Below are 26,977 nucleotides of genomic sequence, written 5' to 3'. Positions count from 1 at the left end.
ATTTAGTTCCGGTTTTCTTTGGCGGGAGCCGCATAGCAGCAGTAAAGGCACGCCGTAAACGTCGAACCTTTACTGCTGCTATTATTGCGACTTGGGACTCCCGCCAAATCAATATTGTCCGGCTCTAAACCGTAACGCCCTTTAGTCGGCGCTTACAGTGGTAGGCGCCGGTTCTACGCACAAAGTTAATCTTTCTTTATAAAAAAATGATAGCCCTTGTTACAAAAAATATTTCTCCTTTCTAAAAAAGGAGATACTTTATGAGAAAGTAGGCGCCTTGCGAATGCACAGCGCCTCCCTATATAAGCAACGATTGAAACAACGGTACTTTATGATTGGCGGGCGTCTTAAAAAGCATGGAGAAAAGTCGCAAAGACATGTGCAACATGGCTTGGTGACTTTTGTGCTTAGCCCGCCAATAACCACCGGAACATTATAAGAAGCTTTATGAGGACAATCCCTCAACCGGCACCCTTTTATTTTCCAATTTTCAAAAAACACCCGCCACAAAGTATGGCAGGTGTTGGAATGTTATGTTCTTGCGATTTCTTTTAAAGAACGGCGCAGAATTTTGCCTGTTGTGTTTTTTGGCAGCTCGTCCAAAATTTCAATAACAGTCGGTACTTTGTATTTCACAATACGGTCTGCACAAAATTCGCGAATCGCTTCTATAGTTAAAGTCGGATCCTTTAACACAACGTAAGCATGTACCGCCTCACCAAAATCCGGATCCGGGAAGCCAACGACTGCCGCTTCCACAATGCCTTCATGTGAGAACAATACTTCTTCTACTTCACGAGGATAAACATTGTAACCGCCTACAATTATCATATCCTTTTTACGGTCAACGATATAGAAGTAACCTTCCTCGTCTTTTCTTGCTAAGTCACCTGTATATAACCAGCCATCGCGAATCGTAACTGCTGTTTCTTCCGGCATGTTGTAATAGCCTTTCATGACATTCGGTCCGCGCACGATCAGCTCGCCTACTTCCCCAACGCCCACTTCATCACCATTTTCGTCGACCACTTTATTTTCCACATTGCTGATCGACTGTCCGATTGAGCCTGGTTTACGCTCACGGTCTGTCGGGTTGAAACAAGTAACAGGTGAAGCTTCAGATAAGCCATATCCTTCAGAAATTCGTACATTGAACTTTTGCTCAAAGTTATGCAGCAATGATACAGGTAATGAAGCACCACCTGAAATTGCTAAACGAATTGTCGAGAATGCGGCAACATCCGCTTTGTCATATTGATAAAGGAAATTGTACATCGTCGGAACGCCGGCAAATACTGTTGCTTTATAAGTTGAAATCATCTCGAAAATTTCTCCCGGACTAAAGCGTGGCGCTAATAAGATCGTTGCTCCGCGTGTTAACGGTGAATTGACAACTACCGTTAATGCAAAGACGTGGAAAACCGGCAATGTCGCTACAATACGGTCTTCTGATGTCATTTTTAAGTAATCGCCAATATCTCTGGCATTTGAGAATAAATTGTTATGTGTCAGCATGGCACCTTTCGGATGACCTGTCGTACCGGAAGTATATAGAATAATGGCCGTATCATCCGGCGCTACTTCTACTGGATCCGTTGTACGTGCTGTTGTTGCTAATACTTGTGAAAACAGCTTCGTCTTTTCTTTTGCACCATCTGAAAGCGCGGCATATTTTTCGCCGATGTCTTCTGTTGTTTCGCAAATGATATATTGTTCTACTTGTGGGAATCTATGCACCCCTGCTTCCACAAGCGGTAATAATAAATCAAGTGCGATGACAACCTTTACATCACCATTTTGGATAATGTATGAAATTTCATCTGCTGTATAGATTGGATTAATCGGAATTGCCACAGCACCAATACGCATTGATGCGTATAAACTGATGATGAAATGCGGTGTATTGCCTAATAAAAACGCGATATGGTCGCCTTTTTTTACACCTAAATCTTCCAAAGCAGCTGCAAACCGTGCAACCGATTGCTCCAATTCACCGTAAGATGTGCCTTTACCTAAAAAGTAGTACGCTGTTTTTTCTGGTTGTTCGAAAGCTTGTTGTCTTACCTTTTCAACTAAATTCAATACACCCATCCCCCTATGCGTAAAATGAAAAAATATTCACTCTATTAGCATTATAGAATAAGTATATTAATAAAACAATATGAAAATCTCGTTTATTCACAAATATTGTACTAAAATCATTTTTTCTCTATTTCGAACTCACACGCGCACATGTGAAATATAACGCCAGCGGATTAGGAAAAAGTAGACAATTTGGATTAGGGCAAACATTGTAAACGAAAATACAACTTCTTTTACGATTGATAAATTCATGACATCGTTCAGTACAGCTTGCACAACGTAGAACGCAAATGCACTATGTACAAAGGCTAATCCCCATGGCAGGAAAAATTGAATCATTAAATTTCTCGTAATAAGGCGCTTCAGTTCTTTACCGCTTAACCCTACTTTAATGAGCATATCGAACTGCTTCTTCTCTCGGTCCAAGTTTGCATATATTTTAAAATAAACAAAACTTCCCGACGCAAGTAGAAACACAGCTACTACTAATATACCGATGAGTGTTAATAAAGAATACGTAGCTAATATATAAGAATAATTTAATCCTGCATTCTCAAAGTAAAACGGCAACGTATATTCACTGTTAATCAGATAATCGCGGGCGACCATCTGCTGAATATCAATTCCGACATTTTCCGTTTCGGTCCAGTTAGGAATATCAAACGTAAATAAGTGATAGCCAGGCTCGACATATGGTGCCATTTCAAACTCATTTGTCAGTTTTTCAAAGTCTTCATCACTAATAATGATGGAGTTACTGCTAATTATAGCCGTCGGGAAAAACATTTTCGGGTACACACTGTTAATCGTCAGGTCCACATTATTTTCCTTCAGCACCGTCTTTACTTCCGTCTTCTCCAGCTTTTCAATCGAATCTTCCGAATATGGGATGAACATTGCTTCCCCGCTTTTTAAATCCACTAGAGGATATTTATATGAAAACAGCAGATGGTTAATATCCGTTTCCCGGAAAACTTCCACCGGATTCGATGTATACGATGATGTTTGACGCATAACAGTAAAGCGCGTCATATGATAACTGATGTCATTATACTCAAGCTCATCGATTATGGATAAAATATGTTCAATTTCATAAGGGTTATCCATTTCCCCTTTATACATAAGACCGATTGGGTTGATTTTGTCATACTGTGATGTATAGGAAGACATCGCCGATAAAACACCGACCGTTAAAAAGGCAAGTGTCGAGACGAGTGTCACAATGAAAAACATGCGTGAATTAAAACGTAAAATCTGCACCTGTTCAGCGATCGCCAGCATACGTGCCCGTTTCCAGTAAAACTGCTTATGCCCCTTCAACCGGTCAATAATATAAAGTGTCGTATCTGAAAAGAAATAGTACGTCCCCAATGTCACAAAAACAGGGATCAGTAACGTATACGAAAAAATAGATGACTTCGTTGTAATAAGTGCAAGACCGTATCCACATAAAATGAGGATGATTCCTAAAATGGCATTTCGCTTTGAATAGGTCGCTGCAGCATCCACAAACTTTGGTCCTCTTATGAAGTTCCGTATTTTAATGTCCGGCGTAAACAGAATGCTCAACGTCGAGATGACAACAAATGCGCTTAAATAAACAAATAAAGTCAGTACAAACGGCTCCCATGACAAATAGAGCGGCAACGCATTTAAATTTAAAATTTCACGGACAATCATAAAGAAAAACTTCGAAAACGCGAACCCGAAAACAATACCGGAAATACAGGAAAAAATCCCGATTGTCATTGTTTCGATGATCACCAGTTTTCCTAACTGATTCCGGTCCATGCCAAGATGAAGCAAAATCGCAAACTCTTTAGACCGCGCTTCTAAAAAGGCACGCATCGAGTAAAAAATAAAAAACCATGAAAACAGCACAAGAACGATTTCAGCAAAAACCATTCCGGCTATCGATACTTCCCCTAAAAAACCACGTTCGATTTCCGGATGAAACATGAGCATCGAATAAATAAAGAACACAAAAACACTGAAAAAACTGGCCATAAAGAAGGCGGCATAGTTACGAAAATTCCGGAAAACGTTACGGTAAGCGAATTGAAGAAAAGTCACCTACATGTCCCCCTAATAAACTTAATACATTTAAAATACGCTGGAAAAATGTTTGGCGACGATCGTCTGTATATATTTCATTGAAAAACTCGCCGTCTTTAATAAAAATTACACGATCGCAATAACTCGCCGCAATCGGATCATGTGTCACCATTAAAATCGTCGTATCGTTTTCTTTATTCATTCTTGCTAAGAGCTCAAGCACTTCTCGCGATGCATTCGAATCCAGATTTCCTGTAGGCTCATCGGCTAAAACGAGCATCGGATGATGGATCAATGCACGTGCGATTGCTGTTCTTTGGGCTTGTCCTCCTGATATTTCATTCGGACGCTTCATTAAAATTGACGTTAAATCAAGCAGCTCACTTAAATATTGCAGCCGTTCCTCCATGACAGATATCGGCTGTTCATCAATTGTCAGCGGTAAAATGATATTTTCCTCCACCGTCAATGTCGGCAGCAGATTAAAATCCTGAAAGACGAAACCTAGCTGGCGGCGTCTGAAATAGGCAAGTTCCTCACTATTAAGCTTTTGCGGTTTCATCCCATTAAAAACAATCTCGCCGGATGTCAGCGTATCGATCATGGATACCATATTTAACAACGTCGTTTTCCCACTGCCGGATGGGCCCATAATTGCGACAAACTCACCCTTTTCTACTTCAAAACTAAGCTGGTTGAGTGCTCGCTTCGTCACTTTTCCTTCATATACTTTCGTAGCATCTTGTATTTGTAAAATAGACATAGTAACTCCTTTTAACCAAGTCTGTTTCTTTCAATCAATAATAATCCCTCATGACTGAAAAATTACTTCAATTTGTGTACCTTTACCAACTTCCGATGTAATCAAAAGCTGGTGTCCGAGCTTATCACAAATCTCCTTTGCGATATAGAGTCCCATGCCGGTAGATTCTCCAGTTTTCCGGCCGTTTTCACCGGTAAAGAATGCCTTCATTACACGGGGTAAATCAGATTTAGGAATGCCGACCCCTTCATCACGGATGAGCAAGTGGACATGCTGTTCTTTTTGCACTGCCGTAATATACAACTTTTTATTCGGCTCAAATGTATATTTCACCGCGTTTGTAATGAACTGTCCAATAAGGAAGTTCAGCCATTTTATATCGCTCATTACGATTAAATCTTCATCGATGTTCACTTCCGGAAATACTCGGTTGGCGATAAACAGACGTTTATTGTCATTAACATTTGCCATGATTGCCGATTTAAGCTGCACTTTTCCGATTTGCATATCATCCGAAAAGTTTTCCAGACGTGCATTCACTAAAACCATTTCAAGACCGCGCTTCAAACGTTCGACCTCTTCCTGCACACTTTTTTTATCCAGCTCTTCTTCCTGCTGCAGCAAAAGCTCCAAAACAGAGACAGGGGTTTTCATCTGGTGTACCCACTGGTTCATAAATTTATATTGTCTGGACTGTGTCGCATAAAGCGCCTGTACTTCATGCTGATACAATTTGTACAGCTCATGCAAATAACGCTCTGTCTCCATGTATTCCGTTGTTTTCGCATTCTTTTGAAGCGCGTCCTCCATCGTTTGCGGCAGCGTGGAAATCTTCGCCAAATAACGGCGCCTCAACATATAGCGCACGACTAAAAATGAGACGATTAAAAGAAGGCTGATTGCAATCGCATAAATGGCCGTAGTGACACTACGAAAGCCATCAAGCCAAAATAATGTAAGTAAAAATAATGTAAGGGCGATTTGAAAAATCAGGTAGGAAAGATGCTCCTTCACAAATAATTTAATCGCCATTACATTTCCTCCGAGCTTAATAAGAAGCGGTACCCTGCTCCGCGCACTGTTTCAATAACAGATGAAATGCCATAATCGGCCAGCTTCTTTCGAACACGCGTCATATTTACATTTAATGTGTTTTCATCAACAAATGCCTGATCATCCCACAATTCCTCCAGCAGCTGTTCGCGTGACACCACTTTTGGCGCCTGTCCCATTAATAATCCTAAAATTACACATTCCTTCTTTTGAAGCGGAACGACAAGATCCTTCAATTGAAGTTCCATCCGTTCCAAATACAATGTAAGCTGTCCTTGTACAATTTTCCGCTCTTCCTGTCTTGCAGAATATTCTCCATATGTACGACGTAAATGGCTGCGAATTTTAGCAAGTACGATTTCATAGTTAAACGGCTTCGTTATAAAATCATCTCCGCCGTTTTCCAATGCAAATATTTGATCCATTTCCCCCGAGCGAGCAGAGATAAATAAAATCGGACATTTCGTAAATTGTCTCAGCTCCCGGCACCAATAGTATCCATCATAGGAAGGTAAATTAATATCGAGTAAAATTATATGAGGAGAAAATGCTAAGCATTGTTCCATTAATGAATCAAAGTCTGTAATTGTTTCGACTTCATACTGGTATTTTCTTAATGTGTCTGCGAGTAGTGCAGCTATTTTAGGATCATCCTCAACGATGAAAATTCGATGTTTTTCCATCTGAATGACCTCCTTTTCAATAGGTTTCCAACTAAAATATCCCTACATAAGTTAATTGTTCATATTGTTCCATTGTATCAAAAAAAGGGGGCTCCCGAAAACAGGAGCCTCCTTTTCTACACTCACTATTACGTTCATGATGACTGACAGAAGCTGCTAGTAAATTAAATGAAGGAAATCCTCTTCCGTAATCCCGCCAAAGTATACCGGGATTTCAATATCTTTCAGCTTTTCTGCAATTGCGGCACGGTCATATTTCGTCCCGACCAATAATTCGGCGACCTCATCTACATCACCGACACCAAAGAAATCTCCGAAAATTTTCGCCTCTTCAATAACACCTTTATTCACTTCTAAGCGAATATCCAAGCTTCCTGAAGGGTAACGCTTCGTTTTTTGAATGTTAAAGCGCGGTGATTTCCCGTAATTCCACTCCCATAACTGGTAACGGTTTTTCGAAATTTCATAGATTTTTTCCCAATCTTCTTCGGTAAGCTCGTAGTATTGAATATTTTCCTCGCCACCGAAAATCGATTTTAAAATCTCCATACGGAACTCTTCTACCGTAATTTTTTCTGGAAGGAAATCAATGATGTTCGCAACACGCGAACGCACTGATTTGATTCCTTTTGATTCAATCTTGTCCTGTTTTACTTTAAGTGAGTTCACGACAGCGTCAATATCAAGATTGAACATAAGTGTCCCATGGCTGAACATGCGGCCACGTGTCGAATATTGGGCATTGCCGGAAACCTTTTTTCCTTCAGCCAAAATATCGTTACGGCCTGAAAGCTCAGAGTTAACCCCTAATTTTGCAAGTGCATCAACAACAGGCTGTGTAAATTTTTTATAGTTGCTGAAGCTGTTGCCGTCATCCTTTGTCAGGAAGCTGAAGTTCAGATTGTTTAAATCATGATAAACTGCCCCACCGCCGGAAAGACGACGTACTACAATGATTCCGTTTTCTTCAACGTAATCTGTGTTGATTTCTTCGATCGTGTTTTGATTTTTTCCGATGATAATCGAAGGCTGATTAATATAGAACAGTAAAAAATCATCCTTTTCGATATCCATGTTTTTCAGTATATACTCTTCTATTGCCAGGTTAATACGCGGATCTGTAATTCCTTTATTATCGATAAAATACAAGAGGCTCACTCCTTCAAAAATCGTCCATTTATATTTTAACTTAATTTAGGCATTTTGTGTTGACGAATTAAATCTGTTATAATACAATACATTATATAAACAGAAGTAATATAACAGAAACTTAAAGGAGGCATGCACAATGTTAGAAAACGTAGTGGAATTTTTCAAGAATTTACCTGATAAAATTTGCGTTCAATGCGGTGATAGAATCGAAGAACAAAGCGAATGCTACAGCAACAATTGTGATAAATGTAACTCTCTTTAATTCTTTACACACTGTTTAATTCGCATTACTGACAACCTTCATCTTAGAAATAGGATGAACCTATAATAGCTTACTTGAACCACGGGCTTGCTCAATGCTCGTGGTTTTTTCTGTATAAAAAAGCATGGACTCAACGGAAAACCCGAGTCCATGCTTTTTCTTTTTATAGTTCTGTTTGTTGATTTGAATAACGTTTTTTATAAAGCAATGCAAAATAACCGAACGTGATTGCTAAGCATGAAATCATAACTGCACCTAAAATTGACCAGTTGAACAATAGGAATGATGTATCACCAGTTGAAATGGCTGCTTTGAAGCCTTGTACAGAGAATGTCATCGGTAAAATTTTATTGAAGAAATGCAATTGCTCTGGTACTAGCTCAATCGGGAATGTCCCTGCACTTGTTGTTAATTGAAGAATCAACACGACGATGGCAATAAATCGTCCTGGATCACCAAACACAGATACAAGCAATTGAACCATAGCTAAAAATGTAAAGCTAGTTATAATTGTTGTCAGTATGAACTGCGGCATATTATTTACCTCAAGTCCAAGTCCCCAAACGACAATTGCAATCGTTATAAATGACTGCACCAATCCAACACCGATTAATACAGTTACTTTACTTACAAACCAGCTTGAACTGTTTTTCGGAATAATGGCTGGTTCAACTAATGGGAATACAATCGAAATTAATAATGCCCCGACGAATAATCCTAAAGAAATAAAGTATGGTGCAAAACCTGTACCATAATTCGGTACATGGTTTACGGAATCTTTTTCGACTTCTACTGGAGAACCGACCATATTATACGTATCTTCAGTCGGATTTACAGCGGCTTTTTCGCCTGCTTCCGCCAATTTTTCAGATAAAGTTGTCGTACCATCCTTCAATTCTTTCGTGCCATCCGCTAAAGTAGTAGAACCTTGTGCCAACTCACCTGACTTTTCTGCCAATAAGCTAGTACCGTCATATAATTTATTCGAACCATCAACTAATGTGTTCAAACCTTGCGCTAATGTGTTGGCACCTGTTGCAGCACTTGATGCGCCTGCTGTTAGTTCATTTAGTTTTCCGGCGATTGTTGTATTGCCTTGTGCTAATGAATTGGCACCCTCTATTAGCTGTGCTGAATTTTGCTGTAATTGTGCAACACCTGCTGTTACTTGTTGTTGCCCTGCATTTAATTTACTTGCACCATCACTGATTGCCGCAATTTTATCGTCCAATCCGTTTGTTCCTGCGTGCAGCTGACTTAAACCGCCACTTACTTGTTTACTGCCTTCTTGCAGTTGCCCTAGTGCGGCTTTTAATGCTGCTTGATTTTCTTCAGGCAACATTGGTAATATCGCTTCAAGTTGACCCGCCAATTGATCCATACCGCCTGCTACATTAGCTGAACCATCTGCGAGCGCTTTTACTTTGTCATCGATATTCGCTGTACCTTGTGTTAATAATTTCAGATTTTCAGCTAAGCTTGCCTGACCGGATGTGATGTCCTTTTGTCCGTTTGCTACTTGTGCAACACCACCCGTATAGCTTTCAATACCTTGCTGCAATGTATTGGCGCCATCTGCTGCAGATTTTGCTCCTGTTTCAAGTTGGCTGCTGCCATCCGCAATTTTTGCTACACCTGCCGCCAGATCGGCAGCACCTTTCGCAGCATTTTTAGCACCGGCAACTAAAGCGTCCGTACCATCAGATAATTGAACAGAGCTTGATGCCAATTGTTCTAAATAGCCTTTCAGCTCATCAGCGCCATCCGCCAGCTTCGCGGCACCTTCATCCAGTTCCCCTGCTCCATCTGCTGCCTCGGTAAAACCGTCACCAAGCTGCGTAATGGAATCAAATAATTTTTCTGCATATGTTGCTGAAACTTGCGTATTTACTTCCGCTTTTATGCGATCCATTGCAGTTTCACCAATTTGTGCTCCTAAAAAGTTGAAGCCTTCATTTGGAATATAATCAATAACCAATTTTTGTGGTTCTTCATCTAATAATGTAGTTGCATGTTCAGAGAAGTTTTCCGGAATTTTAATTAAGATATAATATTTTTGATCCTTTAATTTTTGGTCCGCTTCCTTTGCATCAACTTCCTCAAACCGGAATTGCTCGCTATCTATCAGCTTATCGACCAATGTTTGACCTAGCTCCATTGTTTCCACATCCATCACAGCACCTTTGTCTTCATTGACAACGGCAACCGGCAAGTCCTTTAAGTTGGCATATGGATCCCAAAATGCCCATAAGAACATCCCGCTGTACATAACAGGAACAAATAGAACGGCAATAACTGAAATAAGCATTTTCTTTGTTTTAAAAATCTTCAGCCATTCTGCTTTTATCATACTAATTTCCTCCTTCTAAAACTATATGACCAATATCGTTTTTCGGTCATTTCATGGTAAAAAGAAACCACTTCACCAGGAAGTGACTGCTACTTTTTCTTTGCCAAACCACGGAAAATGGTTTCGCTGAATAATGTCAGAATTTCTTGTTCGTTGAGTGGTTCTTTATGTGTCAACTGCCAGTCTACAATAAAAGCCAAATACGATTTAAATAATAAAAAAGCCACATGCTCAGGATTACAGTCAATAACCTCATCTTTTGCAATGCCATTACGAATACGCATCGAGACGTAAGAAATGATTTCCAACTCGATTTTCAACAGCATCTGCTGTACTTCAGGAGTTCCAAGTGCTGTTTCCTCTTCTATTAGTTTGGCAAACAGTAAATGACGCTCACGGAATTGCAGCATTTTCATCAATGCTGTATGGGCATTTTGCATAAAGCTCGCATTTGCATCGATTAGCTGATCTGTTTCACGCTTCATTTCACCGATTAAATGGAATACAACTTCCTGAAACAGCTCTTCTTTATTTTTAAAAAAAGTATAAATAGTCCCTTTTCCTACATTTGCAATTTTAGCAACTTGTTCAATCGTTGTCGCTTTATATCCAAATAATGTGAAAGATTTTGTAGCAGCTAATAAAATTTCATGTCGACGATCCATAAATCCACCTCCTCAAAAAAGTGACCAAATGAACACTTCGGTCATTCAGTCACTATTATACACCCATTTTCTTATATTGCAATATTTAATGGTTATGATCGTCTTCTTTTTCTTCTGTAATTTCTTCGTCATTTTCCATCGAATTAGAACTTGTATCTTCCAGCACTTTGCTCATATCTGGGTTGCCGACAATCAGCTCCTGCTTTGGCATCACGTGCATACCGCGCGCCGTCGTATGGGCAAACATATAGTATACGCCATCATGGTCAAACGTATAGTCAGCGACATAGATTCCGTCTTCTGTCAGTTCTCCGTCCAGCATCTCCCCTTCATCGCGAAGGCCAGATTCCCATACTTCAAACTTCACTTCTTTCGCATCATTTACCGCTTCATCATCTTGAGTCACACGTGCCGCAAGCTGAATCGTTTCCCCAGCATTCAATTGTTCAGCCGTTTGAATATGTACATCTACAATTGCCGGTACCTCGGCAGTATCAAGTGTTTCCACTTTTGGATCATCCCCACACCCAACTAACAAAATAGGTACTGCAACTAAACTGTAAAACCACTTTTTCATCGTGAAATCTCCCATCCTTGCTATAATTATGTAATTTATTTCAATCTTTTCTCCATCCTTCTTAGCGTACTAAAAAATCCGGACAGATGCATTACTATAATTAAGATAAATTTGTGAACCATTAGGAAAATCTTCAAACGAGAAATGCTGCATTAAAAGCGGTTCACTTTTAATACAGCATGTCGTTCAACTAGTCTATTGAATTATTGTTACATTGCTAATTTTGATTCGGCCAACTGGTTGAGTAATTGCTCGGCTGTATTTCTTCCTTGTAAAACACAGTCCGGAATACTAATTCCCTCATAGGAGCTTCCTGTTAATAAGACATTCGGAAACTCTTGATAAAACTGTTTTTTCATAGTTGACATACGAGACTCATGACCAATTGTATATTGAGGCATTGCTTCCTTCCAGCGTGCAACTGTCGTCAACAATGGCTGGGCATCTAAACCTACCGCCCGTTCCAAATCCTGCAATACGATTTTTTCAATTTCACTGTCGGAGAGCTCTACAATCGATTCATCCCCTACACGGCCAATGTATACCCTAAGTAGTTCATGGCCATCCGGGGAAACATTATCCCATTTCCGGTGACTCCACGTACAGCTTGTAATGGCAAAATGACTATTGCGTGAAACGAAGAAGTTAAGTGCATCTTCATATTTTTGCATCGAACCTTTTTCAAATGCCATCGTAACCGTTGCGATTGTAGCATAATTCATATCCGGAACTTGCTGCATTGTTACAGAGTCCGGGAAAATTCTTTTCGTTACATTAAACGGTGTCGTTACAATGATGTTATTTGATTGAATGGACGTCCCATCATTCAATTCAATAAGATGAGTATCATCATTATTTTTTTCAATGGAATTCACTTTCAAACCTTTTAAAATCGTTACATCGGTTAAAGCATTTTCCAAAGTTTCAATTAATGATTCCAGCCCGTTTTCAAATGATTCATAATGTAGTTCACCTGGAGTGTCAACGAGTGCGTAAATACCTTTACCGGTTTTTTTCATACCGAGCAGCAAACTGCGATAATCCTTTTCCAACTGATAAAACTGCGGGAACATCGATTGCATGCTAAGATGGTCGATATCACCTGCAAATGTACCTGCCAACACCGGCTCAACTAAATTTTCTACAACTTCTTTACCAAAGCGTCGATTGAAAAATTCACTAATCGGTTCGTCTGCCGCATGCGGTAATTTCGGTAATAACAAATCCCCTGCTGCGCGGAATTTCCCCATTAGAGATAGAACATTCGATTTCATGAACGGGAGGATTTTAGGTGACCCTCCGAGCAGGATATTACTCGGAATTTGGTGCAACTTGCCACCAACTGCGATGAATGTTCGACCATAATTATTTTGAATCATCTCATGTTCGATATTTAAATCACGTGCCAACTTTCGGACACTGCTACCTGTATCAAAAAACGATTCAGGCCCACGTTCGATAATATATCCATTTTGACGTACTGTATGGATTTTACCACCTAAACGTAGTGACGCTTCGATCAGCACGATGTCTATCGGTAAATTATGCGCCTTCGTTTTTTGCTGTAAATAGTATGCCGTCGTTAAACCAGTGATGCCACCGCCAACGATAACAACCTTGTTCCTTTTTAAAGTCACCCTCATCATCACTCTCTACTATTTCGCTAATTTTTTATTGATAGCATCTACCATTGCATCAATGAATAAAGGATGTGTATTTGGCATTGTCGGGCGATAGTAGCTTGCACCGATTTCGTCACAAACAACTTTACACTCAATATCATTATCATATAGCACTTCTAAATGCTCAGTAACAAATCCTACTGGTGTATAGATGAATGCTTTATAACCTTTTTGCTCAAATAATTCCTTCGTTAAGTCCTGTACATCCGGTCCTAGCCATGGCTCTGGTGTTTGTCCGGCTGACTGCCAGCCTACTTCAACATTCACAATATCAGAAGCCTCTTCAATTAAACGTGCTGTTTCGATTAACTGCTCTTCATACGGATCGCCCGCAAGCTTAATTTTTTCCGGCAATGAGTGGTTGGACACGATTAAGCACGCATTTGCGCGCTCTTCTTCTGTCATTTTTGCCAACTCGCCATTCACGGCATTTTTCCAGAATTCAATGAATTTAGGTTCGCCATACCATGCTTCAACAGAAGTGATATTTAACGTACCGCCTAATTTTTCAGCAGCTTCCTTTGCTCGTCCATTGTACGATTTAATAGAGAAAGTTGAGAAGTGTGGTGCTAAAACGATTGATACCGCTTCAGTGATTCCTTCTTTCACCATTGCTTCTACTGCATCTTCTACAAATGGTTCAATATGCTTTAAGCCGATAAATACTTTATATTCCACTTCGTCCTGTACTTCGTTCAAACGTGCACATAATGCATGGGCTTGTGCTTCCGTCATTTTCGCAAGCGGAGAAATACCGCCGATTGCACGGTAACGTTCTGTTAAGTCGTCCAAATGTTCCTGGCTCGGTTTGCGGCCATGACGAATATGTGTGTAATAACGTTCGATATCTTCTTCTTTATATGGCGTACCATAAGCCATTACTAATAACCCGCGTACTTCTTTCATGTAAGTTCACCTCTGCATGTTTTTAAACACGTTTCTTTTTTAGTAAGTTATTAAAGATTCTTCATTCTTCATCTTAATAAGGGGTTGATTTACATTCCGGGTCGGACGTTTTCCGCGGACACAACCAGAGCCTGTAGTCTCAGGCGTCGTACTGTTCCCGCTGGAGTCGCCTCCCCTCCATTGCAATCAACTTTTCACCTATATAGTTTTCTCACCTTCACCGGTGAATAATCAAATTAAATTTATTGTTGTATTGAACGTTTTGCAATTTGTTCGCGGCTGTATTCGTGTACAAATGTTGTTAGTCGTTTTAATACAGCTGGATCTACTTCTGGGAAGACACCGTGGCCTAAGTTGAAAATATGTCCGCCTGTATGCGCTAATCCTTGATCCACAATATCTTTCGCTCGTGCTTCGATTACGTTCCAGTCAGCAAGTAATAATGTAGGATCCAAGTTCCCTTGTACCGCTTTTGTTACGCCGCGAGATTCTGCTTCACGGATCGGTAAACGCCAGTCCAAACCTACTACATCAACTGGCAGGTCATGCCATTCTTTTACTAAATGCGATGCACCTACACCAAATTGGATTAACGGTACATTTAATGCGCGCAATTCAGCAAAAATGCGTGTCATCGTCGGCTTGATAAAAATTCGGTAATCTTCTACATTTAATGCACCAACCCAAGAATCGAAAATTTGGATTGCCTTTGCACCAGCTTCTACTTGCGCTGTAATATCCACAATAATCATATCAGCCAGTTTTTCCATTAAAGCAAACCATGCTTTTGGCTGTGAAACCATGAATGATTTTGTTTTAGCATAGTTTTTGCTTGGGCCGCCTTCGATCATATAGCTCGCAAGCGTAAACGGAGCACCGCCAAAACCGATTAACGGAACATTTAACTGTTCTGTCGTTAACATTTTAATTGTCTCTAGCACGTAAGGTGTATGCTCTTGTGCGTTGAAATCACGTAAGTTTTCTACATCAGCTGCTGAACGGATAGGATTTGAAATAACCGGACCGATTCCCGCTTTTATTTTTACATCAATTCCCATTCCTGGTAAAGGGGTAACAATATCTTTATAAAGAATCGCTGCATCTACATTGTATTGATCAACAGGTAAACGCGTCACATATGCACATAACTCCGGCTGCATTGTAATCTCTTCTAATGAATATTTTTCTTTTATTTCACGATATTCTGGCTGTGAACGGCCTGCCTGGCGCATAAACCAAACTGGTGTATGTTCAACTTGCTCACCGCGAGCAGCACGTAATAATGTGTCATTAAATTTCATCATTTTTGATTTCTACCCCTTAAAGTAAATTCTTTTTTATTTTATAACTCAAAAACGTCATTGATATCCATCATCGACTATAAACTTTTCATAAATAATTGTATAGATTTCTTCAATAAATGTCATGAATTTGTCTTTTCTGCTATAGAACTTTTTGACAAATGGCTTGAATATCTTTATAAATGGAAATAATAGTGTAAGGAGGTCGGTATATATGAATTTTTATGTAACTTCAGGAACACCTGACTATATGGAAAATTTAATCACAAAAAATCCACAGCACCCTTTAATTTTATTGCACGGAAATGGTAATTCAGTGGTGTTGCATGAAACAGAGAACAAATCTATTTTCGCAGTACCCCGCAAGTTTGAAGTTATTGCTCAAGATGGACAGTTTACACAAAAGGGCTATTATACTTTTTTCAATATGCCCATTATGTCAGATGAGCGCCCGGTTTTCGAGAAAAAAGCTCTTGATGTCATCCCTGCTTTGAACTCCAATGACGCTGTAATTGCCTATCGTTTACTGCGTCCGATTAAAGCAGAAACCTATTTATTTATTATTCAATGGGGCGGGCCTGCTTCTTATGAAGTCTGGAAAGCCAGCAATGAGTATAAGACTTCATTTGCCCCTATCTTTGAAGGCACGACACAAGTGCTACAGTCGATGTTTAACTCATCATCCTATATTACGACATATAGTGCAGCTTCAAAAGAATAATGCTTTTATAAAAAATGCTACGATTGTGTTTCGTAGCATTTTTATATAAAATAATACATATTTAGAAAATCTTTCGTTTTCCGAACTATTCTGCTTCTCACTAAACAAAAGGCGGTTATTATGTGAAAATACAAATTCAGTTGTTTAAAGCTTTCTTTGTTTCAGGAATTCTTGGATTCGGGGGAGGTCCGACAATCATTCCATTGCTTCATAAAGAAGTAGTTGAAAAATATAAACTTATGACAGATGATGACTTTTCTGATGTGTTATCGATTGGAAACACATTGCCTGGTCCAATTGCTACAAAGATGGCAGGCTACATTGGTTACCGTATAGGCGGTTTTCTCGGATTAATTAACGCTCTGTTTGCTTCGGTTATGCCTACTGTACTATTAATTATTTTATTATTAAATTCATTAAACCAATTCAGTAACTCTGACTTTATCAACAACATGTCTAATGGCGTCATCCCCATTGTGACAGTGATGATGGGGATTTATGCATTTGACTTTTTAAAGAAATCGCATAAAGCTTTAGGTCTAAAAATCAGCGCAATTATTTTCGTGTTCAGTTTTATAACGATTGTTTTATTCGATCTTCACCCTGGGATTATCATTGGTTCCCTCTTAATATTGGCGCTGGCATTGCCCAATAAAGGAGGAAAAGAACAATGATATTTTGGGAGCTTTTTATTGCATTTTTAATACCGAACCTTTTGGCATACGGAGGCGGGCCTGCTTCAATCCCGTTAATTGAACATGAAGTGGTAGACAGGTATGAGTGGATGACCCAAAGTGAATTCAGTGAGTTTCTTGCTTTGGCAAATTCATTGCCCGGTCCTATCGCAACGAAGATGGCGGGTTATATCGGCTTTGAAGTTGGTGGTATTTTAGGGAGTATTATAGCGTTATTTGCGACAGTAGCCCCCACCCTGATTTTAATGATTACACTTTTGAATCTTCTACAAAAATATAGAGATTCGCCTAAAGTAATGCGGTTATCAAGCTTTGTATTACCTGCAATTGCCGTATTATTAATTACATTAACATTCGATTTCGCCAAGTCTTCCTATGAATCAAATAAATTGATTCCAACGATTTTAATGATTGTCGGCAGCTATATTGCTCTGGAAAAATTCAAAGTTCCTTCTATTATAGTAATCGCCGCCGGATTATTAATTGGCGGATTCTTGTTATAAACATAATAGGCACCCATTTTCGCTCTAGAAAATGGGTGCCTTATTTGTTGTACAATTCTATTTATTATTTTGACATTCTCATCGTCAGTTCACTGACTGCAATAATGACAATCGGAATGAAATAAAACTGCGGCTGCATGACTGCACAAAGTGTCACAATAATAGCCTGTACAATGCTTAGTTGACGAAGCAGTTTTGCGACAGCCTGTTTTCTCGTATCGCGAGGGATCGGGTAAAGCATGTCCATCCGAAAATCCCCTGCTGACATGAGGGCATACTTAAGCTGAAGGGTTGTCGCAAATGCAAGTGCTCCTGCAACGATCCAAGTTACAAATGGAATCGTAATAAACATCGCAATAACAGCTGAAATCGCCGTTAACCGTACCCATAAATAAAAATGGTCATCTGTACGGATAAACGTGCGGTAAATTAAATATGCCTGTGTATTTTCCTTTTTATAGCTGATTGCTTTATACGCAATATCCAGCCATGCACGACGTTTTACAGAGCCCTTTAAATGCGGGACATCTGTGAAGTAGTTGGCAAAACGGTAAAAACGCATCATGCGGTTTTGCTCAAGCTTAATAAAATGTTCGTAAGGCACTGGATTGTCCTGCACTTTTTTCTTCAATGTAAATGTATAATAAGCCATCATAATAAGAAATACGATGCCCAGCAAACCGTCTGTCAATGTCATTTGAATCCCGATAATCGACACGATCGCCCGCACAAATCGGTCGAGTACAATGGCATTCCCACGATTTGCATAACGGTAATTGAATTCGGCGCGCACATTAATAAATTTCAGCACCGCGATAAATAGAGCTGTCAGCCAAATTTCAGCTACGCTAAGTGTCGTAACTTCTTTCAATAACGGAATCGTTATAATATACAGAACGACCGGCAACAATAGCTGTGACCAAAACGTCCAGTTCATCGCCTTTTTGAAATAGTTCGGCATTTGGCTTTCTAGCGGCAATAAGTATACTTGATCGGGTTCTTTCAGCAATGTGACAGGTCTACTTAATGCAACTAAGAACCCGATTACAAGGGCAATGAGCCATTCTGCCGGAAAATCAGGCTGCACGACCTTCAGCCATTCACTGTACTGATATCCCCCTGCCCCTGCGATAAAGACAAGGACAATCGCAATATGCCCTGTAAAGACGAAGCGCATATACTTCATCACTTCGCCAATGTAATGCTCGAAGCGCTTAGCCCATACACTATGCATGCTGTTCATTGTCCTGCTCCTTTGTCATTGCAATATACAAATCATCCAGTGTCGCAGTCGGCATATTGAACGCTTTGCGCAAATCATTCATTGTTCCTTGTGCACGAACACGTCCTTCATGAAGTAAGATGATGCGGTCACAATGTTTTTCTGCAGTCGATAAAATATGTGTCGACATTAAAATCGATGCCCCTGCACGTTTTTTATCATCCATTTGATCAAGCAATGACTGAATGCCGAGCGGGTCTAAACCGACAAACGGCTCATCGATAATATATAAACTTGGATCGACTAAAAATGCGCACATAATCATTACCTTCTGGCGCATCCCTTTAGAAAAGTGCGAAGGGAACCAATTTAATCGCTTTTCCATACGGAATTCCTTCAATAAAACTTCAGAGCGTTCTTCCAATGTTCTCTCATCTAAACCATAGGCCATTGCCGTTAATTGTAAATGTTCTTTTAATGTTAATTCTTCATATAGTACGGGTGTTTCCGGAATATAGGAGAAGCTTGATCGGTACTTGTCCAAATTTCCCTTTAACGTCACACCGTTTAAACGAATTTCTCCAGAGCGCGGTAAGAGCGTGCCAATAATATGCTTGATCGTCGTACTTTTCCCAGCACCGTTAAGGCCGATTAATCCAACGAGCTCTCCTTTGTTAATTTCAAATGATAAATCTTGAATCACAGGCTTTCTCGTATAACCACCTGTTACATTTTGCAGTTGTAAAATTGTCACAGTCGTCACTCCTCTTTTCTAAAATTTAGTTTATCAAAAGCGAATAAAATTGAACACTGAATGCAACACTCAATTCAAAGAACAAAAAGTAAATCCTTCATATAAGAAAGTAGTTTTCCGAATAATCTATGATAGAATAAAGAAAAATAATAGTATCTTCACCATAAATTGGGGTTGTACAGTTGATTTTTATTGTTGGCGGATGCTTTCCAAGGGAAATTGCCGCCCTGTACTCCACATAACTTACAATAACATTATTTTCTAACTTCTAATGGTGAAAATCAAAAATAAAAAAGGAGCGATAAATAAGATGAGTGATTGCTTATTTTGCAAAATCATTGCCGGTGAAATTCCAAGTATTAAAGTTTATGAGGACGAGCATACTTTTGCCTTCATGGACATTGCCCCATTAACAAAAGGCCATACACTGTTAATCCCGAAAACACATTGTAAAGATCTATTTGAAATGTCAGAAGAAGTAGCACGTAATTTATATGCTGCTGCCCCGAAAGTGGCTAATGCCATTAAAGCTGCTTTTAACCCGGCTGGTATGAATACGATTAATAATAACGGTGCTGAAGCAGGCCAAACCGTTTTCCATTACCATCTGCATCTCGTTCCACGTTATGACGAAAAAGATGGACTAGTTGTCAACTGGAATGGTCGTTCACAGGAATTCCCGCCAGATGTGCTGTCGACACTTTCTGAGGAAATTAAATCACATTTATAATTGCTCCTATCAGTTATATTTACATGAGTGTATGAGGAGACTATGGCCAGCATCTTTTTCATCTATGAAAATGCTGGTTTTTCTTTTATTACTTACCCGCCCAATCTTTCCAATGTTTATCGGAACATGGATTTGGAAAAAGATTTGGATAACAAATATAAATAAAGTGAGGTTATCAATATGAAAGCAAAATCATTTTTACTAGGTATTACAACTGGCATCGTTGGCGGTGCGGCTGTTATTTTATTTACAGCACCGCAATCAGGGACAGCTTTACGACAAAACTTATTGGAGAATACTAAAAAGGCCACATCAAAGCTCCAAGACGTACAACATGAACTAAATAACGTCAAGCAATCGATTACAACTTTAAAGGCAGAAGTACAAAATAGTATGCCTAGTATAGTAAATGAATTAAAGGATAATTTCGCAAATTTCAAAACCCAGATAGAACCGGAAGCAATAAATTTAAAACAAGAAATCGAGAAATTACAGAATTCTATAAGTGAAATCGAGAAAAATATACCTTCAAATAGAAATAATGAGTAATGAACAGCGATTCACCAATATAACTTTAGAACTACATTAAAGTTTGAAAACGGTCAATTTAATCCCAAAATTATCTTTTTATAGCATAAATCAACCAATGTTGAATTATTCCATTTTTCTAACTTTAAACTCTTTTCTTTTATTGCTATAATAATTTTAAAATGTAAATGAAAGAAGAAGGTGATTGCTTTGACAGAAGATTTATACTCACAACGAGAGGCTATGTTATTTAGCCAAAGAGTCGCACAACTTTCGAAAGCACTATGGAAAGCTATCGAAAAAGATTGGCAAACATGGATTAAACCTTTTGATTTAAATATTAATGAACACCATATTTTATGGATTTCATATCATTTGAAAGGTGCCTCCATTTCAGATGTAGCTAAATTTGGTGTCATGCATGTATCTACCGCTTTCAACTTTTCAAAAAAATTAGAAGAACGTGGATTACTAACTTTCTCAAAACGTGATGAAGACAAACGTAATACATATGTTGAGTTAACTGATAAAGGCGCAGAACTCATTCTACGTATGTACGATCATTATCACGATACAGAACATACGATTTTAACAGGCGCATTGCCATTAAAAGAACTATACGGACGTTTCCCTGAGTTTTTAGATGTAATGGCTGTTATTCGCAATATTTACGGGGATGACTTCATCGAAATATTTGAACGTTCTTTCTTTAACTTTAAAGAAACAATTGATGACAAAGGTAAGCCATCAATCACTACAACTTTATAAAACTCCCAGTAAGAAATGTCGCCAATTTAAATTGATGACATTTCTTTTTTTATTTATTATAGTTAGTTTTATGTTTAATAATGTTTCGTTAATGGAAAAGCATTATACGTCCTTTTCCATAATGTTTTAGGGGGGCTCACATGCATTGTTGGAAAACGATCAACATTGAGCGAGAGTATGGTACGGGAAGACTTGTATTATTGGCAATCACTCTTTTCGTCCTTGTATTTTGCTTTTCATACATTGCATTTAGTTTTAATTTTAACGGTAAGCATATCGATCGACATTTATGGTTAGTTTTATTAGTAATACCTTTTATTTATCCTATGCATAAATTAATACATTATTTCGCTCTGTTTCAACATAGAAAATCACTCGTCATTCGCTTTAAAATTCAACATCTCATGCCGGTTGTCCGGATGCGCCTGCAAAACGGCATTCCAAAAAAGTCTTACCTTTTTGCACTCGTAACACCTTTTATCGTTATTAATGCTGCATTGATCGCTGGGGGCATTTACTATCCTGAATATGCGCATTATTTCAGTGGTTTGCTCGCATTTCACTGCTGTATATGTCTTATGGATTTTTTATATGTGAAAAATTTAATGTATGCACCAAACAATGCTATAATTGAAGAAACGCCAAGAGGTTATGAAATTTTAGTTCCGCTTGATATTTAGGTTTTTATTGATGCTTTAGAGGGGAGGAATAAATTTGTTACTACTTGTTGTAATCTTATTCTCAGTAATATACTTATTCCAAATAAATCGAATGACTGCGGCGCTATGCAGTCGACGTGAAATTCCAGAAGAAAAACAGCCAAAAATTTTCCGTACGATTAATGTACTGATTACAATTTTACTTGTAAGCATGTACGTTGAAGTACTGCTTGCCGTTTAAAAAAAATTTTATTTATGTAATAATTTTTTTGTCCATACTTTAATAATTAGAAAAGGTGTGTTAAAAGTCGTAAAGACTTTTAACACACCTTTCTTTCTTAGTAGATGAATGCTGCACCTACAATAATTAATAAGATAAACAACACAACTAATAAAGCAAAGCCAGAGCCGTAGCCTGAGCCGCCGCCATTGTAACCTCCGCCACCCATATTGCCACCTCCCTTCTCTCTTTCTCTCAATATCGTATGCACCTGTTGATACAAAACTTAGGCACTCTTCACATGCAACCATTTTGTTTTTAAATCGTTTATGTTATAGTTACAAGTGCATTAAAGTTAAGTTAGGAGCGTATTCAAATGAAAAAGACCATTTTTGCATTAACAGTTGCTGCTTCAATCGGTTTAGCTGCATGCAGTAATCCTGGAGATGAAGTTGTCGTATCAACAAGTGTAGGCGATATCACTCAAGAAGAATTTTATAATTCAATGAAGGACATCGCAGGTGACCAATTACTGCAACAAGTAGTAGTTGAACAGATTTTAAACGATAAATATAAAGTAACAGATGAAGAAATCGAAGAAGAATTGAAGGGTGTAAAAGAGCAGTATGGCGAGAGCTATGAGTCTGTTTTAGCACAAAGCAATTTAACGGAAGAAACGTTAAAAACAAATATTCGTTTCACATTGTTACAAGAGAAAGCTTTAAAAGATGTTGAAGTAACTGACGAGGAAATCGAAAAGTACTACAACCAAGCATCTCAAGAATTAAACGCTCGCCACATTTTAGTGGAAGATGAAGAGACTGCAAAAGAAATCAAAGCTAAATTAGATGCTGGAGAAGATTTTGCTAAACTAGCGAAAGAATTCTCAACTGATCCTGGTTCTGGAGCACAAGGCGGAGATTTAGGTTGGTTTACAGTAGGTACAATGGTGCCTGAATTCAACGATGCTGCATATGCATTGGAAATCGATGAAATCAGCGAGCCTGTACAATCTGAACATGGTTTCCACATCATTCAAGTGACTGAAAAACGTGATGTTAAAGATTACGGTAAACTTGAAGACAAAAAAGAAGAAATCCGTGAGTCAATTGCAGCTACAAAAGCTGATTGGAACACGAAAATGGCAGAGTTAATCAACGATGCTGATGTAAAAGTTAAAGACAAAGATTTAAAAGACGCATTTTCAGGCTTCAAAGCTGAATAATCGTTGACATATGAATGCGAGACCCACAAACGGGTCTCGCATTTTTTAGTTTTTCTTTACGAATTCCGATTTCAGCTTCATTGCACCAAAACCGTCGATTTTACAATCAATATTGTGGTCGCCTTCTACAAGTCGAATGTTTTTAACACGTGTACCGATTTTTAACGTAGAGGAGCTTCCCTTTACTTTTAAATCCTTCACAACTGTTACGGTATCACCATCAGCCAACAGGTTACCGTTTACATCACGAACGACTAATCCTTCTTCTTGCACTGTTTCAACTGCTTGAGACCATTCATGCGCACATTCCGGGCACACATAATTTTGTCCATCTTCATACGTATACTCTGATCCGCATTCCGGGCATTTCGGTAATTGTTCCATTTTTATTTACCTCCTGTATTTCATCCCCTCTATACTCGCATAGTTCCTGTTTATAAACAAGGTTATAAAAGTAAATATGCTCAAAACACGAACATTCCCTTTTCCTTTGTGACAAAAATCTATAAATTTTCTATAAGTTCTTCTCTTTTATGACTATTAAAAAAATAATTTAAAGAATTTTCACATATTTGTTCGGAAAGGGTATATTATCAATTTATATTCTAATTCTAAAATTCAGGAGTGATTGCATTGACAGTAACAACTAAACGCGCATTTAACTTTAATGCTGGTCCATCGGCATTACCATTAGAAGTTTTACAAAAAGCACAGGCAGAGCTAGTAGATTTTAAAGGTACTGGTATGTCTGTAATGGAATTAAGCCACCGTAGCGCTGCATTTGAAGAAGTACATAATGAAGCGATTGCAAATTTACGCCAATTATATGAAATCCCTGAAAACTATGAAGTACTATTTTTACAAGGCGGAGCAAGCCTTCAATTTTCAATGATTCCAATGAACTTCTTAAGTGAAGGTCAAAAGGCGAGCTATATCCAAACAGGTGCATGGTCAGAAAAAGCCTTTGCAGAAGCGAAGCTATTCGGGACACCTGTAGAGGCAGCAAGCTCAAAAAGCAATAACTACAAAAATATCCCGGCTCTTTCAGATATCCAAATCGATGAAGATACAGCATACCTTCACTTAACATCAAACAATACAATTTTCGGGACACAATGGAAAACATTCCCCACTACTGGTGACCTTCCACTAATTGCGGACATGTCTTCTGATATTTTATCGAAGAAAATTGATGTATCGAATTTTGCCATGATTTATGCAGGTGCACAGAAAAACTTAGGTCCTTCAGGTGTAACTGTTGTCATCATCCGTAAAGATTTTCTTGAAAAAGCAAATTCAAATATCCCGACAATGCTGAAATACGCAACACATTCTAAAAATAATTCGTTGTACAATACGCCTCCTACTTTCGGTATTTATATGTTAGGCGAAGTATTAAAATGGGTGAAAGCTGAAGGTGGCTTAGAAGCGATTGAGCAGCGTAATGAAGAAAAGGCGAAGTTTATTTATGATGTAATCGACAATTCGAACGGCTTCTACTACGGGCATGCAACTGAAGATTCACGTTCATTGATGAACATTACGTTCCGTGTAGCAGATGAAGAGCTGGAGAAAAAATTCCTTGCTGAAGCAAAAACAGCCGGATTTGTCGGTTTAAACGGTCACCGTTCTGTAGGAGGCTGCCGCGCTTCTACTTATAACGCTGTCCCAGTCGAAACATGCAAAGCCCTTGCTGATTTCATGTTGAAATTCCAGCAGGATAATCAATAACAAGCAAAACCATAACTCATAATTAAAGGCCGTTCAAATTTTTAGAATTTGAACGGCCTTATTTAGTTCCTGCTCTTTATACATTGTTCTCCGTTACGGCGGATGCTTTCCTGGGGGCACGAGGCCAACACGATGTTGGTCACAAAAGCGTTGCCACAGGACGTGGCGCTCCTAGCTTTTGTTCCAAGTCTCTCCCACGTGCTTTTCCCCTGGGAGTCGCCGCCTTCACTCCGAACAACTAAATTTTCAGCTTAAATCATCGGTTTGTAGAATGAACGGTTATCTAATGGGAATAGACGCTCTGTAAATTCACCAGGCTTCGTTTTATCAAGGGCACGTGTCAGCATATTCATCTTCGCATCGATATTATCAATATAGTGCAGAATTTCCGCTTCCTGAATCATAGGCTTTTTCGGGCTGCCCCACTCTTCTTTTCCGTGATGTGACAACACTAAATGTTGAAGCAGCATCACTTCTTCACCTTCGATTTTCAGCTCATTGGCTGCTTGACCAATTTCATTGACCATAATCGAAATATGACCAAGCAAGTTGCCTTCCACCGTATACATAGTACCTACCGGACCGCTCAGCTCAATGACCTTACCGATATCATGTAAAATAACCCCTGCATATAATAAATCACGGTTCAGCGTTGGATATAGATCACAAATCGCCTCACTTAATTTAAGCATCGATACAACATGGTCAAGTAAGCCTGACGCATAGTCATGGTGATTTTTAGTTGCCGCAGGGTAAATCAGTATTTGATCTTGATATTTTTTTGTAAGATTGCGTGTAATACGCGAGATATTCGGATTTTGAATTTGAAAGAAGTATTGTGTCAGCTCTTCAAATAATTGTTCCTTTGGCACCGCAGACGTTGGCAAAAGATCGCTGATTTGAACGCCTTCCTCATCACGTGCAGGTCGGATTTGTTTCACACGCAGTTGGTTTTTTCCACGATAGTCGTGAATCTCTCCCCCAACTTTTACAATAACCTGTGCACGGTATAGATTTTCATGTTCCTCGTTTGTATCCCATAGCTTCGCTTCAATATCGCCGCTACGATCCTGTAAAATTAGTGACATAAAAGGCTTACCGACAGTCGTTACGCCTTTTTTTGCTTCTTTTATCAATAAATATTGGTCCACTTGTTCACCAGGTTGGAGTTTTGTAATTCCATTCACAAGCAATCGCCCCTTTATAACTCTATTACAATTTATTGTAACATGTATATGCGTTATTTATCGATTAAAAGACTATCAATTGCTCCTCCGTTACCGAAAGCTGAATTTTTTTCACAAAATAGCGTTTAGCAACCCAAAAATCCGGGTAAATTTCGATGAATTAAAATGTTCATGAACAGTTCATAAACTGCAAATATTTCTCGAATAATGATAGCTGCTTCGTGAATTTTCGGAAAATTTCTAGTATAATTATATTATCTTGCTTATAAAGGGTGGTTTAAATGGAGAATTATCGTTTTACTGCATTTGAAAAAACTGGGGAAACATTATTTGATGAAGTGTGGAATTTCGCAAACGATGATGCTGCAAAAATCGAAGGTCAAAAGCAAATCGAAGAAAAAGGTATTGCTGAGAAAACACACCGATTAGTAAACTCATCAGGTAAATTAATTTTATTCCACGTTTAAAATTAAACGTACATAATGAAACTATCAATCCGGCTT

The 26,977-nt window shown here is 38.8% G+C and carries 29 protein-coding genes; 12 read left to right on the top strand and 17 right to left on the bottom strand.

The features are described from left to right. Positions 1-531 precede the first annotated feature (531 nt). The 6 genes from ACQKN3_RS16645 to ACQKN3_RS16620 form a co-directional block, all read right to left on the bottom strand. Positions 532-2,082 (bottom strand): fatty acid--CoA ligase family protein, encoded by a 1,551-nt coding sequence (locus ACQKN3_RS16645; protein ID WP_427713381.1) that lies wholly within the window; start codon positions 2,080-2,082, stop codon positions 532-534. 138 nt (positions 2,083-2,220) lie between these two features. After that, entirely contained in the window at positions 2,221-4,155 is a 1,935-nt protein-coding gene (locus tag ACQKN3_RS16640; RefSeq protein ID WP_251690356.1) for an FtsX-like permease family protein, read from the bottom strand. After that, positions 4,127-4,900, bottom strand: a complete 774-nt coding sequence (locus ACQKN3_RS16635) for an ABC transporter ATP-binding protein (protein WP_251690358.1) — start codon at positions 4,898-4,900, stop codon at positions 4,127-4,129. The genes ACQKN3_RS16640 and ACQKN3_RS16635 overlap by 29 nt, the downstream gene beginning before the upstream one ends. A gap of 48 nt (positions 4,901-4,948) precedes the next feature. After that, on the bottom strand, positions 4,949-5,932 hold the full coding sequence (locus ACQKN3_RS16630; RefSeq protein WP_251690359.1) for a sensor histidine kinase: 984 nt from the start codon (positions 5,930-5,932) through the stop codon (positions 4,949-4,951). Next, positions 5,932-6,636 (bottom strand): response regulator transcription factor, encoded by a 705-nt coding sequence (locus ACQKN3_RS16625; protein ID WP_427713376.1) that lies wholly within the window; start codon positions 6,634-6,636, stop codon positions 5,932-5,934. Before ACQKN3_RS16625 ends, ACQKN3_RS16630 begins: the two co-directional genes overlap by 1 nt. A 156-nt stretch (positions 6,637-6,792) precedes the next feature. Beyond that, positions 6,793-7,785, bottom strand: a complete 993-nt coding sequence (locus ACQKN3_RS16620; RefSeq protein ID WP_427713373.1) for a lipoate--protein ligase — start codon at positions 7,783-7,785, stop codon at positions 6,793-6,795. Between the two features lie 139 nt (positions 7,786-7,924). On the opposite strand from ACQKN3_RS16620, the gene yhfH reads away from it, so the two are divergent. Next, positions 7,925-8,050, top strand: coding sequence for a protein YhfH (gene yhfH / locus ACQKN3_RS16615; RefSeq protein ID WP_251690365.1), 126 nt, complete (start codon positions 7,925-7,927; stop codon positions 8,048-8,050). 163 nt (positions 8,051-8,213) lie between these two features. Here the strand turns inward: yhfH and ACQKN3_RS16610 are convergent, their stop codons facing one another. From ACQKN3_RS16610 to hemE, 6 genes are all read right to left on the bottom strand, one after another. Beyond that, the gene (locus ACQKN3_RS16610; protein ID WP_427713370.1) at positions 8,214-10,400 is read right to left on the bottom strand and encodes a YhgE/Pip family protein; all 2,187 of its coding nucleotides are present in this window, start codon (positions 10,398-10,400) and stop codon (positions 8,214-8,216) included. Positions 10,401-10,489: 89 nt separating this feature from the next. After that, on the bottom strand, positions 10,490-11,065 hold the full coding sequence (locus ACQKN3_RS16605) for a TetR/AcrR family transcriptional regulator (protein WP_427713367.1): 576 nt from the start codon (positions 11,063-11,065) through the stop codon (positions 10,490-10,492). 85 nt (positions 11,066-11,150) lie between these two features. Beyond that, positions 11,151-11,642 carry a FixH family protein gene (locus ACQKN3_RS16600; protein WP_427713364.1) on the bottom strand — a complete coding sequence of 164 codons (492 nt, stop codon included), beginning with the start codon at positions 11,640-11,642 and terminating at the stop codon, positions 11,151-11,153. A gap of 209 nt (positions 11,643-11,851) precedes the next feature. Further along, positions 11,852-13,285 carry a protoporphyrinogen oxidase gene (gene hemY, locus ACQKN3_RS16595; RefSeq protein ID WP_427713361.1) on the bottom strand — a complete coding sequence of 478 codons (1,434 nt, stop codon included), beginning with the start codon at positions 13,283-13,285 and terminating at the stop codon, positions 11,852-11,854. Positions 13,286-13,297: 12 nt separating this feature from the next. After that, positions 13,298-14,230, bottom strand: coding sequence for a ferrochelatase (hemH, locus tag ACQKN3_RS16590; RefSeq protein WP_427713358.1), 933 nt, complete (start codon positions 14,228-14,230; stop codon positions 13,298-13,300). 242 nt (positions 14,231-14,472) lie between these two features. After that, entirely contained in the window at positions 14,473-15,534 is a 1,062-nt protein-coding gene (gene hemE / locus ACQKN3_RS16585; RefSeq protein WP_251690378.1) for a uroporphyrinogen decarboxylase, read from the bottom strand. Positions 15,535-15,745: 211 nt separating this feature from the next. On the opposite strand from hemE, the gene ACQKN3_RS16580 reads away from it, so the two are divergent. From ACQKN3_RS16580 to ACQKN3_RS16570, 3 genes are all read left to right on the top strand, one after another. Beyond that, positions 15,746-16,252, top strand: coding sequence for a Target of RNAIII-activating protein (locus tag ACQKN3_RS16580; RefSeq protein WP_251690380.1), 507 nt, complete (start codon positions 15,746-15,748; stop codon positions 16,250-16,252). Between the two features lie 122 nt (positions 16,253-16,374). Continuing rightward, positions 16,375-16,926, top strand: a complete 552-nt coding sequence (locus ACQKN3_RS16575; protein ID WP_251690382.1) for a chromate transporter — start codon at positions 16,375-16,377, stop codon at positions 16,924-16,926. Further along, positions 16,923-17,450, top strand: coding sequence for a chromate transporter (locus ACQKN3_RS16570; RefSeq protein WP_014822746.1), 528 nt, complete (start codon positions 16,923-16,925; stop codon positions 17,448-17,450). The genes ACQKN3_RS16575 and ACQKN3_RS16570 overlap by 4 nt, the downstream gene beginning before the upstream one ends. A gap of 64 nt (positions 17,451-17,514) precedes the next feature. On the opposite strand, the gene ACQKN3_RS16565 is transcribed toward ACQKN3_RS16570, so the two are convergent. Both ACQKN3_RS16565 and ACQKN3_RS16560 read right to left on the bottom strand, forming a co-directional pair. Further along, positions 17,515-18,693, bottom strand: a complete 1,179-nt coding sequence (locus ACQKN3_RS16565; RefSeq protein WP_427713354.1) for an ABC transporter permease — start codon at positions 18,691-18,693, stop codon at positions 17,515-17,517. Then, positions 18,677-19,426, bottom strand: a complete 750-nt coding sequence (locus ACQKN3_RS16560; protein ID WP_251690388.1) for an ABC transporter ATP-binding protein — start codon at positions 19,424-19,426, stop codon at positions 18,677-18,679. The genes ACQKN3_RS16565 and ACQKN3_RS16560 overlap by 17 nt, the downstream gene beginning before the upstream one ends. 310 nt (positions 19,427-19,736) lie before the next feature. On the opposite strand from ACQKN3_RS16560, the gene ACQKN3_RS16555 reads away from it, so the two are divergent. From ACQKN3_RS16555 to ACQKN3_RS16535, 5 genes are all read left to right on the top strand, one after another. Further along, positions 19,737-20,156, top strand: a complete 420-nt coding sequence (locus tag ACQKN3_RS16555) for an HIT family protein (RefSeq protein ID WP_427713351.1) — start codon at positions 19,737-19,739, stop codon at positions 20,154-20,156. Between the two features lie 180 nt (positions 20,157-20,336). Continuing rightward, on the top strand, positions 20,337-20,705 hold the full coding sequence (locus ACQKN3_RS16550) for a YtxH domain-containing protein (protein WP_251690390.1): 369 nt from the start codon (positions 20,337-20,339) through the stop codon (positions 20,703-20,705). A gap of 183 nt (positions 20,706-20,888) precedes the next feature. Next, a complete protein-coding gene (locus tag ACQKN3_RS16545; protein WP_251690456.1) occupies positions 20,889-21,452 on the top strand; it encodes an HTH-type transcriptional regulator Hpr in 564 nt (187 codons plus the stop codon). Positions 21,453-21,592: 140 nt separating this feature from the next. Continuing rightward, positions 21,593-22,132: a DUF3267 domain-containing protein gene (locus ACQKN3_RS16540; protein WP_251690392.1), complete on the top strand. Its 540-nt coding sequence runs from the start codon at positions 21,593-21,595 to the stop codon at positions 22,130-22,132. A gap of 34 nt (positions 22,133-22,166) precedes the next feature. After that, on the top strand, positions 22,167-22,352 hold the full coding sequence (locus ACQKN3_RS16535) for a hypothetical protein (protein WP_079524475.1): 186 nt from the start codon (positions 22,167-22,169) through the stop codon (positions 22,350-22,352). A gap of 97 nt (positions 22,353-22,449) precedes the next feature. On the opposite strand, the gene ACQKN3_RS16530 is transcribed toward ACQKN3_RS16535, so the two are convergent. Then, positions 22,450-22,560: a YjcZ family sporulation protein gene (locus ACQKN3_RS16530; RefSeq protein WP_008406467.1), complete on the bottom strand. Its 111-nt coding sequence runs from the start codon at positions 22,558-22,560 to the stop codon at positions 22,450-22,452. 147 nt (positions 22,561-22,707) lie between these two features. Between ACQKN3_RS16530 and ACQKN3_RS16525 the strand changes: the two genes are divergently transcribed. Then, positions 22,708-23,556 carry a peptidylprolyl isomerase gene (locus tag ACQKN3_RS16525; protein WP_251690393.1) on the top strand — a complete coding sequence of 283 codons (849 nt, stop codon included), beginning with the start codon at positions 22,708-22,710 and terminating at the stop codon, positions 23,554-23,556. Positions 23,557-23,601: 45 nt separating this feature from the next. Here the strand turns inward: ACQKN3_RS16525 and ACQKN3_RS16520 are convergent, their stop codons facing one another. Further along, complete coding sequence (locus ACQKN3_RS16520; RefSeq protein WP_251690394.1) at positions 23,602-23,940, bottom strand: zinc ribbon domain-containing protein YjdM; 339 nt, start codon at positions 23,938-23,940, stop codon at positions 23,602-23,604. Between the two features lie 249 nt (positions 23,941-24,189). On the opposite strand from ACQKN3_RS16520, the gene serC reads away from it, so the two are divergent. After that, the gene (serC, locus tag ACQKN3_RS16515; protein ID WP_427713346.1) at positions 24,190-25,287 is read left to right on the top strand and encodes a 3-phosphoserine/phosphohydroxythreonine transaminase; all 1,098 of its coding nucleotides are present in this window, start codon (positions 24,190-24,192) and stop codon (positions 25,285-25,287) included. 251 nt (positions 25,288-25,538) lie between these two features. On the opposite strand, the gene yhaM is transcribed toward serC, so the two are convergent. After that, positions 25,539-26,474, bottom strand: coding sequence for a 3'-5' exoribonuclease YhaM (gene yhaM / locus ACQKN3_RS16510; RefSeq protein ID WP_339173491.1), 936 nt, complete (start codon positions 26,472-26,474; stop codon positions 25,539-25,541). Between the two features lie 281 nt (positions 26,475-26,755). Between yhaM and ACQKN3_RS16505 the strand changes: the two genes are divergently transcribed. Beyond that, complete coding sequence (locus ACQKN3_RS16505; protein ID WP_008406474.1) at positions 26,756-26,941, top strand: YhzD family protein; 186 nt, start codon at positions 26,756-26,758, stop codon at positions 26,939-26,941. The last annotated feature ends 36 nt before the right edge of the window (positions 26,942-26,977 follow it).

The sequence above is a fragment of the Solibacillus sp. NPDC093137 genome, from assembly GCF_050280445.1.
In the GTDB taxonomy this organism is placed as follows: Bacteria; Bacillota; Bacilli; order Bacillales_A; family Planococcaceae; genus Solibacillus; species Solibacillus isronensis_B.
This window is presented reverse-complemented; position numbering and strand designations above follow the sequence as displayed.

What these genes read in the sequence shown, in the direction of transcription:
- hemH (WP_427713358.1), bottom strand. Translation starts at nt 14,230, where the DNA reads ATGAAAGAAGTACGCGGGTTATTAGTAATGGCTTATGGTACGCCATAT.
- ACQKN3_RS16625 (WP_427713376.1), bottom strand. Translation starts at nt 6,636, where the DNA reads ATGGAAAAACATCGAATTTTCATCGTTGAGGATGATCCTAAAATAGCT.
- ACQKN3_RS16605 (WP_427713367.1), bottom strand. Translation starts at nt 11,065, where the DNA reads ATGGATCGTCGACATGAAATTTTATTAGCTGCTACAAAATCTTTCACA.
- ACQKN3_RS16505 (WP_008406474.1), top strand. Translation starts at nt 26,756, where the DNA reads ATGGAGAATTATCGTTTTACTGCATTTGAAAAAACTGGGGAAACATTA.
- ACQKN3_RS16555 (WP_427713351.1), top strand. Translation starts at nt 19,737, where the DNA reads ATGAGTGATTGCTTATTTTGCAAAATCATTGCCGGTGAAATTCCAAGT.
- ACQKN3_RS16525 (WP_251690393.1), top strand. Translation starts at nt 22,708, where the DNA reads ATGAAAAAGACCATTTTTGCATTAACAGTTGCTGCTTCAATCGGTTTA.
- hemE (WP_251690378.1), bottom strand. Translation starts at nt 15,534, where the DNA reads ATGATGAAATTTAATGACACATTATTACGTGCTGCTCGCGGTGAGCAA.
- ACQKN3_RS16540 (WP_251690392.1), top strand. Translation starts at nt 21,593, where the DNA reads ATGCATTGTTGGAAAACGATCAACATTGAGCGAGAGTATGGTACGGGA.
- ACQKN3_RS16520 (WP_251690394.1), bottom strand. Translation starts at nt 23,940, where the DNA reads ATGGAACAATTACCGAAATGCCCGGAATGCGGATCAGAGTATACGTAT.
- ACQKN3_RS16565 (WP_427713354.1), bottom strand. Translation starts at nt 18,693, where the DNA reads ATGAACAGCATGCATAGTGTATGGGCTAAGCGCTTCGAGCATTACATT.
- ACQKN3_RS16530 (WP_008406467.1), bottom strand. Translation starts at nt 22,560, where the DNA reads ATGGGTGGCGGAGGTTACAATGGCGGCGGCTCAGGCTACGGCTCTGGC.
- ACQKN3_RS16600 (WP_427713364.1), bottom strand. Translation starts at nt 11,642, where the DNA reads ATGAAAAAGTGGTTTTACAGTTTAGTTGCAGTACCTATTTTGTTAGTT.
- ACQKN3_RS16610 (WP_427713370.1), bottom strand. Translation starts at nt 10,400, where the DNA reads ATGATAAAAGCAGAATGGCTGAAGATTTTTAAAACAAAGAAAATGCTT.
- ACQKN3_RS16635 (WP_251690358.1), bottom strand. Translation starts at nt 4,900, where the DNA reads ATGTCTATTTTACAAATACAAGATGCTACGAAAGTATATGAAGGAAAA.
- ACQKN3_RS16570 (WP_014822746.1), top strand. Translation starts at nt 16,923, where the DNA reads ATGATATTTTGGGAGCTTTTTATTGCATTTTTAATACCGAACCTTTTG.
- ACQKN3_RS16550 (WP_251690390.1), top strand. Translation starts at nt 20,337, where the DNA reads ATGAAAGCAAAATCATTTTTACTAGGTATTACAACTGGCATCGTTGGC.
- yhfH (WP_251690365.1), top strand. Translation starts at nt 7,925, where the DNA reads ATGTTAGAAAACGTAGTGGAATTTTTCAAGAATTTACCTGATAAAATT.
- hemY (WP_427713361.1), bottom strand. Translation starts at nt 13,285, where the DNA reads ATGAGGGTGACTTTAAAAAGGAACAAGGTTGTTATCGTTGGCGGTGGC.
- ACQKN3_RS16630 (WP_251690359.1), bottom strand. Translation starts at nt 5,932, where the DNA reads ATGGCGATTAAATTATTTGTGAAGGAGCATCTTTCCTACCTGATTTTT.
- ACQKN3_RS16580 (WP_251690380.1), top strand. Translation starts at nt 15,746, where the DNA reads ATGAATTTTTATGTAACTTCAGGAACACCTGACTATATGGAAAATTTA.